Here is a 13,196-nt window from a genome sequence, read left to right on the forward strand (position 1 = left end):
CCTTGTAGAGACGCGAAATTTCGCGTCTCTACATTCTTTTTCGGAGATGTCTAATGTCTAGAACGCGCTACGCTTCAATTTGACCTATGCTCACGATTCATTCTTCTGGCTCAGTCTGGGAAAGCCAGACCAGTCATTGGGTCACGGATATATAACCCTAGTGTGAGACTACGCATCACTTCATCCCAAATGGGTATTAGCGGCTCTGCTTGATCTGCCCAATAATCGAATGTAATCAAGCACTGAACATTCGACCCCAAACCAATGCAAGTCCGCGAAAAAGCTTCCCGTGGCTCTGCCTGAGTGTCAATGAACTTCATCTCTGTCCAGACAATTCTGGCGGTTTGGCGCTTGAGAGTAAAAATTTCTCCCTTAGCAATGACGTTGCGGCTATCGTCTTCCATCACTTTCTTCAAGGTGGATTTTAGCGGAAACTGGCTCCAGTCATTGGGTGGCAGGCGATTAAAAGATACTTCTAGGCAGCAATCATCATCAGGCGGTTTTCTATCGAGGAACTTGAAGGATTTTTCTTGTGGCTCAAAAACCCAATTCTGGGGAACATTGAAGCGAACAGAGCCTCTATCTGCTACAAAAATTTTGTAGCCTGATGGAGATTCCCAGTGATGGTCAGGTTTTAGTTCAAGCGTTTCCTTAATCCACTGGAGATTGCTTTTCTTACGCTTTGCCATAGTGTTTTTGCAAGTTTGCTCAAGAGTGCATCACCGAACAGCCTGTTGTAGATGTCGCCTCAGTTGGATAACAGGCGATCGCCTACTTTGTTAATATTATCAAATTCCTAGTATTGCTAGCGTGTATTGTCGCAAAGGCACAACGTACTACATCTCGTACTGCATATATAGGGATTTGTATTAGGGACTTGCAACAAATAAATTATCCAATCTGGTGGGGTGGACAGCGTTCGACTGAGCGCTCACGCCGAAGTCTTGTCCTACACAATCAAGCGATCGCAAATATCTTTTCTTCCACATGATATCTACGACGGGCTGTGACCCTCCTGCGTCGCTAAGGGACTTCCAATTTAAAAATATCCCATCGCTTTGAGGGCAGGGAGCAGGGGGAGGGAAAGTCGTTTTGATGGGCGTGAAATTGGATAATTTATTTTCTGGAGTTTGCTAACGCTACGCTATCGGTGACGCACTGTAGCCAAAAAAGATTTAGTTAAGCCAGAATTAGCGGTGAATAAACCGGGTTTTTGGAACCTTTTAAGTAAGTGCGATCACACTATAACCGTTTATGACTAACCTGAACTACACTAACCAGAATTTGCAAAATTGCTCTTTCAAAGGGCAGGACTTAGCTGGCGCAGATTTCAGTGGCTCAGACTTGCGGGGGTGTAATTTTACAGGAGCAACTTTAATTGGGACAAACTTTCAAAAGATCAAAACGGGACAGACTTACCGCCAAGTAAATATTTTGATTGCTGCTAGCATAGTTTGTCCAGTTGTTTTATTCGGCTTCAGTACGATTGCAATCCAGGTGTCAACTGTCTTATTTAGCGATCGCTCCGATAAGATACTTAACTTCTTTTTCGCTGCTATGCCGCTATTAGCTCTACTATTCCAGATATTTATCCAAGATAGTATTACCTCCGAGTTTCCACAAGTCACGACTTTCTTAGGCATTGGAGCCATTACTATACTGTTTGCGGTAATGGTCACTTTTACGGTTGGGCTTGCCATTGTTAGCACCTCTGGCTTCAGTGATGGAAGCAGTAGCCAGGGATTTTTCCTCTTACTACTGATGGTCATTTCTGCGCTCCTCAGCTTCCGTATTTTCAAATGGCTGATCCAATCTATCCAAAGCAATCCCGGAACATCTTTTAGGAAAGCGAACTTAACCGATGCCGACTTTAGCCATTCCGAGGTGCAAAATACAGATTTTTCCTTTGCCGTTTTAACGGGAGCCTGTGTTTTTGAATGGGCAATTAAACCTCATACCCAATTGACAAATGTTTATTGTAAATACCTTTATCTGGAACCAGCGCACCAAAATCGGCAACCTGCTGAGGGGAATTTTAAACCGGGTGATTTAGGACGGGTACTAATTCGATTTATGATCAAATAGACTTATCCGGAAATGAGAACTTTATTTGGCTGAAACCTAGCTCTGGAGAGGGTTTTAGAGGTTCCTGTTTTATATAAGCTAAAAAGCCAGCTATGTAAGGGTTTCAGCTATTTTGAGGTTTATTTGTGGATAAGTCTAATAAATAAATGAATATTATTGAGCGAACATTAACTAAATTAAAGTTTGAAGGACATAATCAACAATGGCTTTGGGGAATATTGTTTGGCCTCCCTTTTGTGGCGATTGGATTTGGGATAGCTATTGTCAGGGACAATGTAACTACATTGGAATGTCAGCGAACTAAGCCTACCCAAATGACTTGTCAACTAACAATTGGCGGCTTACTAGGAACAGAAACAACCTTGATTCCTGGGCAGGTAACAATAGCCTATGTCAAGACAGCATCATCGACTGGAGTTGTACTGGATACTTCTAATATGGAGGAGGTGAAGCTAGTTAACTCTGGAGTACTTGTTGTGACGGGAAAACATAGCAAAATTGCAGACGAAATTAACGCTTTCATCCATAACCCTCAACAAGCTCGGCTAAAAATTCAAGAGGACGATCGCTGGGAAGGATTTTTTTTGGCAATGGTGTTCTTTTTGCCTGGAATTGGATTCATTTTGCAGTGCTTCACAATACCAATGCAGGTATTGTGTGATTTTGACAAAATCTCAGAGCAGATGACCTTAGAGAAACGGTATAAATTGTTTGGCACATTTACCACACAAAAAAAGCTGGCTGAAGTTCAGCAAGCTCAAGTGATTCAAGTAACATTACCAATTGAAAGTCCGTCGTATTTAGTGCAACTGGAGTTGATATCAGCCAAACCAATTTCCCTATCAGCACCCACTGCCGATCGCCAGCAGTGCGAAATCATTGTAAATGCGATCAATCAGTTTCTCTGCCTTAAAGGAAAATAAGCAGCTTAAGCCTTTTATCTGGTTTGAGATAGTAGCTTTATTTTTGCTCTTTTGTACTAGTATTTTTAATCCTCTGCTGCAACCTAACTCTTAGGCGCGATCGCAATAAGTTTGCATAAGGTACGTAGTCCGTCGTAAACATTGCCCAATCACTACAAAATTATCCGATAATTTGTCTATTGTTAAGTTATCTCGCTGGTAGTATGATACACGATGTTTTGGCGTAAGAACTGACAAAAAAAATACTCAACTACTGATTGTAGGATAGGCATCTCGCCCGCCCATAGCCAAAGGCGGACAAGACTTCGGCGTGAGCGCTACTTCTCTTCTTAGGCTGCGCCAACGAGAAAGCTCAGTACAAGTCAGTCGAACGCTGTCCACCCCACAAAATTGAATAATTTATCGAACAGAATTCAGGAGTCAGGAGTCAGAATTCAGAATGAATTCTGTACGACTGGTGGATGAATAATCGGGTTTAAGACCCCCACCAAATTTTCTTGTTTTGTGGTCAACAAGAAAGTCGCGGGTCTGAATCCCCGACTGATAGCGTAGCGGTAGCGAGTCCGCGAGCGTCTTGATTCTGACTCCTGAATTCTGACTTCTGAATTCTTCTTCAATTGTTGAAAATCCCTAATTACCCGGATATGATTTTACAAGTTATTTTGAAACAGTTCTAGAACATGTTGCCAAGCATCAGGAGCAGCTTCTGGATTGTAACTTGGGTGCTGCTCTAAGAATGGGTACTGGTCTTTGAAAAATCCGGCAAAAAATCCATGCCCTGCATCGTATCGGAATATAGAATGATTTATTTGATGTTTCTTTAATTCTGCCTCAATTTGCTCGTTTTCCTCCTGAGAAACAAATGAATCTCTTGTACCAAAAAATGCATAAATAGTACCTTTAATTTCTGAGGTACGATTAATGGTTGGAGTCTCTTCACCATAACTAGAAGTGGTAATCCCACCACCATAGAAGGAAGCTGTTGCTTTGATATCAGGTAAAGTTGCAGCCATGTAAGCAACATGACCACCAAAACAGAAACCTATGACGCCAATTGCATTATTTTTGACATTGGGTAAAGTTTTGAGATAGGTAATGGTAGCTTGAATATCGCTGAATATCTCTTGATATTTTACTTGTTGATAGTATTGCAACCCAAGCCGATAGCTTTCTGGGCTAAAGCCAACATCTTCTGGGCTAAAGTCAGCCTCAAAACCGGGAGCAATACGTTGATACATTGCGGGTGCTATTACTACATAACCTTGTTTAGCTATTAGTTCGGTGATATCTCGAATATTACTATTGATTCCGAAAATTTCTGGAAAAACTATAACCGCGCCAAAGGTTCCTTTTTGTGCTGGTTGAGCTAAGTAAGCATCGATTTCTAAGTCATTGTTCGGTACTTTGACATAGGAAGTGTTAATTTCGATGTTTGTTGTTTCTACCATCTTTGTTTCGGCTTATTTTATAGCAATTCATTTATTCTGACTGTTTTTTGACACCAATGGGCGATGTCTACGGTGAGCAAAAACACCAAGAGTATTGCTCTGCTAAATCAAGCTAAATCGTTTACCCTAAAGCATGATTTTGCTGCTGTGAGCAGATTCAGATGAATTTCTAACTTTTGAATAGGTAGTACTTCAAACTTCTGGATGATGCTAAGGGTTTTTGATTTGTGCGACTTTACATAAAGTAAGCATAAAGACTCAAAATTAACAAGCAGAAGAAAAAACAATGCCTGATGAATCATTTAGAACAAATATTCCAGAAGTTGACCCAACGGAAATTGAAGATTCTCGAACTGTAATCCCCGACGAACATCGCTCCTTTCTTGAAAAAGTCCAGGTCAAAGCCGGATTTGCAGACCCCTATGATGCAAGAGACTTTACCGAAGTTGTGTTTCGCGTTATGCGTGACGTGATGACGACAGAAGCTAGCGATCGCGTCGAGGCAGAACTGCATATAGAGGCTATACCTACAGATGAAAAAGCACTCCAGTTTGAAGTGTCTGATCTCTGGAAAGATACCAATCCAATTGTGGGATTTTTGAGCCGGGTTCGTCCACCCTGGAAAGGCCCAGGTATTTTCAATATCGATTCTGATCGCTTCCTGTTCCGAGTTGCTAATGAAAGCGGAATGCCGCGATCGGTCGAGCGAGAGCAAGCGGTTAAAGCAGTGTTTTCTGCCACGAAAGACGAACTTTCCCAAGAGCGGATTCAGGAAATTGCTAGCTGGCTCCCTGACTATGTACGTCAGCTTTGGGAACAAGCTTAATTAGAAAGCGAAAAAAGTTATCTAGAACCCTTGTAGAGACGCGAAATTTCGCGTCTCTAGATTCATTTTCGGAGATGTCTAATAGACTTATCCGGAAATGAGAACTTTATTTGGCTGAAACCTAGCTCTGGAGAGGGTTTTAGAGGTTCCTGTTTTATATAAGCTAAAAAGCCAGCTATGTAAGGGTTTCAGCTATTTTGAGGTTTATTTGTGGATAAGTCTAATGGAATGTGTGATTTTCTTTTGAGTTCTTCGCCGGAAGTGTTAGAAATTGAAGCACCATGCATTGTGATTGTGGAAGCAAAAAAAGCTGATTTAAGAACTGAGTTTGGACAATGTATTGCAGAAATGGTTGCAGCACAAAGATTCAACATCGCAAAAAATCGTCCAGTTGCGATAATATATGGTTCTATAGGAATCGTATTTGATATTTGAAATTATCTACGTAGGCGGGGAGTGGGGAGTAGGGAGTAGGGAATAGAGAATAAGGAATTAGGCTTTTCGAGTTGTACGGAGCTTTTTCAGAAATCAAATATTAATCCTATATTAGCAGTGGTACACAATGGCGATTCTTAAAGCTGGAGGATAATATTGTCACCATCGACTTGATGGATTATCCTCTCCCACCTGTGGAACAAATTCTCGGATTTTTAGTTTGGATGGTTCAAAACAGTTGATAGATGTTGCCGCTACGCTCGTCGTTTATAAACCATCTCCATTTTCAAATTTTCAATCTCAAGTACAAAGAAACAAGCTACGCGTAGCTTTTCATAGAGAAGAAAAGCGTCTGGTAGTAGACATTGCATCGCTTTTCTTCTCACTTTAAACAAGGTATATAGGCTCTTTGGTTTGAGCCAAATCAATGTTTATTCTGATAATTACTCCACGACCATCAGTGTTGGATTTACCGCCGGGCGTGCTTTCTTGCGGTCTGATTTGCGCGTTCCGCCAGCCATTCCATACTCATCACTATTTTTGCCATAGCGAGATGCAACGCTTAACAACATCTGCTCAGAATAACTATTTAATGCACGTTCTGCATCTAGTAATGTATTCTGCGTTTTATCCACTATTGTTCGTGCTTGATTATATGAGGCTAATTTCTCTCGTAACTCAGAAACTATACTGTTGTAAGTAACAATTGATAACCCATTGCCAAAATCTAGTTCAGGATTAATCGTTTGCAATCCTTCAATGCGTCGTTCAGCTTTAGTCAGTGCCGTTGAGTTTCGTTTTCGTTGCACCATAAACTTTTCCTTTTTGGATTAATTTAATATAGATAACTCTGATGGTGTTTAACACTGAGTTTGTTATCTATCATTAGAATACGCACTTGTCGGAGGCATCAGCCTGAGTGAAGCTACAGAACTTTTAGAGCATTGATAACAGGATCAATGCGCGTATATTTGCTGAAATTTGTTGATAAAACTAGGTTTCCGAGTCAGAAACTTAATTTCCGAGTCAGAAACTTAATTTCCGAGTCAGAAACTTAATTTCCGAATCAGAAACTTAATTTCCGAGTCAGAAACTTAATTTCCGAGTCAGAAATGGGATCGCATCGCCGCATCACATTACTTAATAAACAAATCTGTGACAAAATAATATTGTTATCTTACAGCCAATGCGATACCTCCGGCGGGCTACGCCTACGCCTACAACCTATGATTTCTACCATCTCGCGTCGCTACAGCTTGGATGAATATCGTGCGATGTCTAACGACAAGCCGCTACGCGTCTACGCAGAAAAAGCCGAAGGACGCAGCGAATATCGAGATAGAGAAATTGTACCCATGCCTGGAGGAACACTCAAACACAGTCACATCGGTCGGAACATTTTGACCTATTTTACCTCTGTGTTCCGCGATACTCAATTTGAGCCAATTAACAGCGATTTACGGCTGTGGATTCCTGAACATCGACGTGGAGTATATCCAGATGTAATGGTTTTTGACGGCGAACCGCAACTAAATGCTGAATGCTTAGATGAAGTCTTGAATCCCATTTTGATTGTTGAAGTCCTATCTCCTTTGATCGCAGATTACGACCGACGAAATAAATTTTGGATGTATCGTTCAATTCCAAGTTTTAGCGAATATTTATTAGTTGAGTAGGCTGAACCTTTTGTGGAACGCTATAGTAAACAAGCTCAAGGTTGGTTGTTCAGTGATTTTAGTGGTTTAGAGCTATCTATTTCTTTGGATTCAGATGGGGTCGCATTATCGATGGCGGAAATTTATCGTGGCGTTGTTTTTGAGTAAATGAGTCTAGTTTGAATGTGGTGTGCTTTGTGAGAATGTATGCTTTAAAAAGGGTGTGATTGTGCTTGTTGTTTATTTAGATTTAAGATAACTACTATATATCGTAGTTTCTCTCACCTGTATAATCTGCTTTATGTGAAAGTGTTTGAACCATTACGTGGCCATCTTCAACCTCTCTCATTTTATCTCTAAGAGCTTCTAATCCAAGATTTGTCACTATCTCAACCTCAGTATCTGGAAACATTCTGATTGTTTTACTAATGCTGACCGCATCTTTTCCCAATAACTGTCGAAGAGAATCTACATCATGTTCACACTCAGACCTAAACTTATACGAGCGCAGCTTTAAAGGATCTAACCCAAATAAATTGGTAATGCTGTCTAGATCACTTGCTACATTGGTAAATAAGTCTAAAAAACTTCGTTCAAGTTTTGCAACGCTTTCTGGTTTGCCCAGCATTTTTCTAAATTCATCATAACCCACTATACCTAATTCAGAGTTATAGATTAATGAAGAAAGAATACAGTCTAGCTGCCTAATATCATAATCTAATCGATGCTTTTGAGCATCTGAGGCTAATTCCGACATAGAATTCATATAAAGAATATCAATAATTTTAACTGTCTCGTCTTGCTTGACCATGACATTCTCTTCATGTAAGTCCATATGAACTAGCCCTTGAGAATGAATATGCTTAATTCCAGCAATAATCTGTTCACCAATGTGAAAAGCCTCCTTAGCTGTGAGTTTTATTTCTATTCTTTGTCTCAGTGAAACACCATCTATGTGTTCCATAACAATACATTTTTTTTCTTTTTTATAATCAGGTAGTATAAGATATTCAATAGAGTAAACGTCCACGACGTTTGTGTGTTTCGCTCTAACAAGAGCTTGGGCATGTTGCAATATAGTAGATACACCTTCTCCTGAGTCTCGAAGAACTTTGATAGCTACATTTCTTCCTATCTCATCATTTCCAGCCCAAACATCTCCAAACATTCCATTACTGATAGATTCTTTGAAGGTAATTTCCATATTTTTTCATATTCTAATAATATTTATCGATTCATTCAGAAAAATATTTACCCGTTAGATTGGGTATCAGTGGTGAGGTTCAACTTTTATGGGATATCTAGAAAGTGACGAGAAGGCATTACGCTTTGCAACAATTCACCCTATAAAAAGGATACAATTACTAGCGATAATAATAGATACAGTCCTTATTTATATATATCTCCTCTGATGGCAATGGTGTAAACTTCAATTTCACCCCAATCAATGTTAATTGTAAAGAGAATTCTAGTTTTATCTTTGTACCAAGCTGTGATGCCTAGACCAGAAACTCTAGTAACAGCAATGCGGGGACGATCCCCTAGAGTTTCAGGTGACTTAACAATCAGTGTTCCAATGTCACTATCCGACATAAGTATCTTAATCGGTTTATTTTGGTGATTTTTCACCTATAAATCATCGCAAATTAGATAAAAATGGTATGATTTATCAGTAAAATTAACTTTGTTTATAAACCATTTCCATTTTCAACTTTTCAATCTCCAACCTTAATTTATCATTCTCCATGCTCAACTTAGCATTATCCTCCCTAATCAACTCAACTTCATTCCTCTTACTCAAAGCCTGATTAATCGCTAACTTCCGCATATCCAGCGAAAACCAACGCTGATAAGTTTGGGTATGGACTTGCACACTATGCCCCAAATTATCCGCCGCCGCTTTAATTGGTATCCCCAAAATATGCGCCCGAATCGCCCAAGCGTGGCGTAAATCGTATGGTTTAAAATCCAATCCTATTTTACGGAACCACCAGCTAACTCGCTGTGTCAACGCTGTTATCTCCGCATGATTAGTGTTATCTTTTTTAGCGATCGCACTCCTCAACATCTCTAAATATTTAGGATTTCTTAAATCAAAATCGTCAATCCATTGCCTATATAATGGTAATGCTTCTCTCTCACCAGTCTTAGAATCCTTATGAACTTTCCATGTAAAATCTAAATTTTTTTGACTCAACCACCAATCAATATCAGGATTCATAAAAAGTTCCCGTGGACGTAAACCAAAAACTGCTAACATTCCATACGTCCATCGCCAAAGTTGCCAGCTATCTTGAACATTTTGATTAACTTGATTACCTCTACTCTTCAGGTAATCTTCAAACTTAATAATCCCCTGATATATTTCCGCATCAGTCGGTATATTTCGGGAATTATTCTCAGGTATTTTGGAATATTTAGATAAATCAATTTCGATGTTGAATGTCAAGCAAAATGCCGAGATAGCTCTAGCTGCATTATACTTAGCCCATTCTTTATCAATTTGTTCAATTGAAATGAGCAAATTGTCAGCGAGCGCTAAATCTTTAGGATTGGTAAATCGTTTAGTTCGGGAAAAATAATAAAAAAAAGTATGTTCGCTTTTAGTTGTACGTTTGTGAGTTTTAAAGTACTCATTTTCAAATTGTTCGAGTAATTCTCCTATGGTTTGAAAATCTTTTCTAATTGCTTCATTACCTAAATATTTATCATTCCATTCAAATGTCTTACGAGCAATTAACTTTCCTAATTCATAAGCTTCTTCCTCAGCCGTCTTGAGTCCATCCAAGTTAGCAGGAATATTCAAACTGAGATTATATTGCTTCCTCCCAGTACCATTGCTGTCCTTGTCTCCCGGTTTAATTGGTAACGTCGCCCGTAACTGCAAACTTCCATTCGATTCTCTAATTGTCACCTTTGCCTTTGCAGACTTCAAACGCAGATTAACCTTCTCTAATTCCAGTAGTACTTTAGTTATCATCGGGCGCTCTTGATTGCTGTGATTGCAGAGATGAACACAAACACCGGGCGAATAGAATTTGCAGCCACACAAGCAAAACCCGCTCCGAAGTTCTGATCTAACAAAGTCTGATTTCAGACTTCTCTCTGTGCGGGTTAACCTACAGTAGTCCCCCATGAGCAATTGGCGTGCGATTTCTAATCGCCCTGGCTCAGGACAACATTTAGATGACGCGTGAGTTCTGAACCTGGTTATGCATCGCTGTTTTTTAGCCTATATTTAGCCTAAAAATAAATCTGTTTTCAGTAAACAATGTTTAGCAAAGACATTGCTTACTGCAAACATTAAGCTGTTTAGAGCTATTAAACCACAAAAAGGATTACTCCGGCCCCTATCACGGTTACGATGGTTTCGCCATCTTCGCACGGGATATGGACTTGGCACTTAACAGCCCAACCTGGGGATTAATTGGCGCTCCTTGGAATGAAAAAGCTAACGCTAAGAAGGCTGTAGCAAAAGCTGAAGCTCAAGCTAAAGTTGAAGCGAAAGCTGCCGTCTAGGGAAATGGGAAAGAGAAATAAGTAGGGATAGCCTGGAGCTAAAACTTTAGGAGGGAGTTGGGAATCCAAAATTCAAAATTAAAAATGAAAATTAATTTTGGTTTTTGAACTTTGAATTTTGAATCATATTCCCAATTCCTAGTAGAGACGCGATTAATCGCGTCTCTACCGCCTCAAATCCTCATTCCTCGATAAGTAAAGAATTAAGTAAGCTTGGAGATCCACAAATGCCTCAGAATCCAGAAAAAATTCAAGACCACGTAGAGTTATTCCACCAACCTGAGTACAAACAGCTATTTCAAAACAAAAAGCAGTTTGAAAATGGTCACGAGGCCGAAGAAGTAGAACGGGTTTCAGAATGGACTAAAGGTTGGGATTATCGTGAAAAGAACTTCGCTCGTGAAGCTTTAACCGTCAACCCTGCTAAAGGTTGCCAACCATTGGGAGCAATCTTTGCTGCTGTTGGTTTTGAAGGTACTCTACCTTTTGTTCAAGGTTCTCAAGGTTGCGTTGCTTACTTCCGCACCCACTTAACCCGTCACTACAAAGAACCATTCTCTGGTGTATCTTCTTCAATGACTGAAGATGCAGCCGTGTTTGGTGGTCTGCAAAACATGATTGACGGCTTGGCGAACTCTTACCAACTCTACAAGCCCAAGATGATTGCTGTCTGCACCACCTGTATGGCAGAAGTAATTGGTGATGACTTGCAGTCTTTCATCAACAACGCCAAGGAAGCTGGTTCAGTTCCTCAAGATTTCCCAGTACCCTACGCTCACACCCCTAGCTTTGTTGGCTCCCACATCACTGGTTACGACAACATGATGAAGGGAATTCTTTCTAACCTGACAGCAGGTCATAAGAAAGAAACCAGCAATGGTAAGATCAACTTCATCCCAGGTTTTGACACCTATGTAGGCAACAACCGCGAAATCAAGCGGATTGCTTCCCTGTTTGGCTTAGACTACACCATTCTAGCCGACAACAGCGACTACCTGGATTCACCTAATACAGGTGAGTTCGATATGTATCCAGGTGGTACAAAGATTGAAGATGCACAAGATTCAATTAATGCTAGAGCTACAATTGCTCTGCAATCACACTCCACTCTCAAGACTCGTGAGTACATTGAAAAAGAGTGGAAGCAACCAACCGCAGTTTGCCGTCCTTGGGGTATTAAGGGTACTGATGAGTTATTGATGAAAATCAGCGAACTTAGTGGTTTACCTATTCCTGAAGAATTAGAAATTGAACGCGGTCGGGCAGTTGATGCCATGACTGACTCTCACTCATGGATTCACGGCAAGCGCTTCGCTATCTACGGTGAACCAGATTTAGTATACAGCGTAACTGGCTTTATGCTAGAAATGGGTGCTGAACCTGTGCATATCTTGGTTAACAACAGCAACGAAGTATTTGAAGCAGAAATGAAAGAACTGCTTGCTTCTAGCCCCTTTGGTAAGAATGCAACTGTTTGGCCTGGTAAAGACCTGTGGCACATGCGTTCTTTGATGTTCACCGAACCCGTAGACTTCCTTGTTGGTAACACCTACGGTAAGTACCTGTGGCGCGACACCAAGACTCCCTTAGTGAGAATTGGCTACCCGATCATGGATCGTCACCACTTACACCGCTACTCCACCATTGGTTATCAAGGTATAATCAACTTGCTTAACTGGGTTGTAAATACCCTGTTTGAAGAAATCGATCGCAACACCAATATTCCTTCTAAGACAGATATTTCCTACGACTTGATTCGTTAGGAATTGCGTAGAAACACAGCGTGTTAATCAAAGGGGGGAAATAATTCGTAATTCGTAATTCGTAATTCGTAATTCGTAATTCGTAATTACGAATTATTTCCACCTTTTTCTTTGTAGCATTTACCTGAGGTATCTATTAATGGAAACCATCAATCACACTCACGATCACACTCACACTCATCCTAATTACCATCCACCTAACTATAAAAAACCAGGGAAGTTTAACAATCTTCTCAATCCGTTGCGCCGTGTAGTGGATGGAATTCAGGTTAAAAATAATCGCCTTGCTCATCTAATTTGCCAAACAATTCCTTGTTGTTGTCCCTTTGAGCGACAACTTAAATTATTTGGGCGGTCTTTTGATATCCCACCACTGTGTAAACTCAATCCTTTATATGACGAATTTGTCGGATTGCGTTTCCGTGCTCTATCTTACCTCGCCGATGTATGTGGAGAGGATGTCAAAAAATACATTTGCTAATTATTAGTCATTGGTCATTAGTTATTCAAATGACAAATGGCAAAGAAAACTTCCATCGAAC

General features: G+C 40.3%; 11 protein-coding genes and 3 pseudogenes. 8 read left to right on the plus strand and 6 right to left on the minus strand.

Translation table 11 applies throughout. From position 1 onward, the window contains the following. Nucleotides 1–110: 110 nt before the first annotated feature. Nucleotides 111–689 carry a hypothetical protein gene (locus tag PUQ00_RS23685; RefSeq protein WP_300421456.1) on the minus strand — a complete coding sequence of 193 codons (579 nt, stop codon included), beginning with the start codon at nucleotides 687–689 and terminating at the stop codon, nucleotides 111–113. A 565-nt stretch (nucleotides 690–1,254) separates the two neighbouring features. Between PUQ00_RS23685 and PUQ00_RS23690 the strand changes: the two genes are divergently transcribed. Together PUQ00_RS23690 and PUQ00_RS23695 are read left to right on the plus strand one after the other, a co-directional pair. Beyond that, nucleotides 1,255–2,085, plus strand: a complete 831-nt coding sequence (locus PUQ00_RS23690; protein WP_300421458.1) for a pentapeptide repeat-containing protein — start codon at nucleotides 1,255–1,257, stop codon at nucleotides 2,083–2,085. A 146-nt stretch (nucleotides 2,086–2,231) separates the two neighbouring features. Continuing rightward, complete coding sequence (locus PUQ00_RS23695; RefSeq protein ID WP_300421459.1) at nucleotides 2,232–3,008, plus strand: hypothetical protein; 777 nt, start codon at nucleotides 2,232–2,234, stop codon at nucleotides 3,006–3,008. 650 nt (nucleotides 3,009–3,658) lie between these two features. On the opposite strand, the gene PUQ00_RS23700 is transcribed toward PUQ00_RS23695, so the two are convergent. Next, entirely contained in the window at nucleotides 3,659–4,456 is a 798-nt protein-coding gene (locus tag PUQ00_RS23700; protein WP_300421462.1) for a dienelactone hydrolase family protein, read from the minus strand. Nucleotides 4,457–4,742: 286 nt separating this feature from the next. Between PUQ00_RS23700 and PUQ00_RS23705 the strand changes: the two genes are divergently transcribed. Together PUQ00_RS23705 and PUQ00_RS23710 are read left to right on the plus strand one after the other, a co-directional pair. Then, complete coding sequence (locus tag PUQ00_RS23705; RefSeq protein WP_300421464.1) at nucleotides 4,743–5,282, plus strand: DUF2267 domain-containing protein; 540 nt, start codon at nucleotides 4,743–4,745, stop codon at nucleotides 5,280–5,282. 222 nt (nucleotides 5,283–5,504) lie between these two features. Beyond that, nucleotides 5,505–5,696 (plus strand): annotated as a pseudogene (locus tag PUQ00_RS23710) (hypothetical protein); the annotation flags it as partial. A gap of 464 nt (nucleotides 5,697–6,160) precedes the next feature. On the opposite strand, the gene PUQ00_RS23715 reads toward PUQ00_RS23710, so the two are convergent. Then, a complete protein-coding gene (locus tag PUQ00_RS23715) occupies nucleotides 6,161–6,529 on the minus strand; it encodes a hypothetical protein (RefSeq protein ID WP_300421465.1) in 369 nt (122 codons plus the stop codon). A 414-nt stretch (nucleotides 6,530–6,943) separates the two neighbouring features. On the opposite strand from PUQ00_RS23715, the pseudogene PUQ00_RS23720 reads away from it, so the two are divergent. Further along, nucleotides 6,944–7,540, plus strand: a pseudogene (locus tag PUQ00_RS23720) (Uma2 family endonuclease). A 94-nt stretch (nucleotides 7,541–7,634) separates the two neighbouring features. Here the strand turns inward: PUQ00_RS23720 and PUQ00_RS23725 are convergent. From PUQ00_RS23725 to PUQ00_RS23735, 3 genes are all read right to left on the minus strand, one after another. Then, nucleotides 7,635–8,576: a protein kinase gene (locus PUQ00_RS23725; RefSeq protein WP_300421467.1), complete on the minus strand. Its 942-nt coding sequence runs from the start codon at nucleotides 8,574–8,576 to the stop codon at nucleotides 7,635–7,637. 185 nt (nucleotides 8,577–8,761) lie between these two features. Continuing rightward, the gene (locus PUQ00_RS23730; protein WP_300421468.1) at nucleotides 8,762–8,965 is read right to left on the minus strand and encodes a hypothetical protein; all 204 of its coding nucleotides are present in this window, start codon (nucleotides 8,963–8,965) and stop codon (nucleotides 8,762–8,764) included. 85 nt (nucleotides 8,966–9,050) lie between these two features. Next, complete coding sequence (locus PUQ00_RS23735) at nucleotides 9,051–10,352, minus strand: site-specific integrase (RefSeq protein WP_300421469.1); 1,302 nt, start codon at nucleotides 10,350–10,352, stop codon at nucleotides 9,051–9,053. 356 nt (nucleotides 10,353–10,708) lie between these two features. Here PUQ00_RS23735 and PUQ00_RS23740 point away from each other — a divergent pair. The 3 genes and pseudogenes from PUQ00_RS23740 to PUQ00_RS23750 form a co-directional block, all read left to right on the plus strand. Further along, nucleotides 10,709–10,891, plus strand: a pseudogene (locus tag PUQ00_RS23740) (hypothetical protein); the annotation flags it as partial. Nucleotides 10,892–11,118: 227 nt separating this feature from the next. After that, nucleotides 11,119–12,654 (plus strand): nitrogenase molybdenum-iron protein subunit beta, encoded by a 1,536-nt coding sequence (gene nifK / locus PUQ00_RS23745; RefSeq protein ID WP_300421472.1) that lies wholly within the window; start codon nucleotides 11,119–11,121, stop codon nucleotides 12,652–12,654. Nucleotides 12,655–12,793: 139 nt separating this feature from the next. After that, nucleotides 12,794–13,135 (plus strand): Mo-dependent nitrogenase C-terminal domain-containing protein, encoded by a 342-nt coding sequence (locus PUQ00_RS23750; RefSeq protein WP_300421474.1) that lies wholly within the window; start codon nucleotides 12,794–12,796, stop codon nucleotides 13,133–13,135. Nucleotides 13,136–13,196: the final 61 nt, after the last annotated feature.

The organism is Nostoc sp. S13, from assembly GCF_029379315.1.
Classification (GTDB): Bacteria; Cyanobacteriota; Cyanobacteriia; order Cyanobacteriales; family Nostocaceae; genus Nostoc.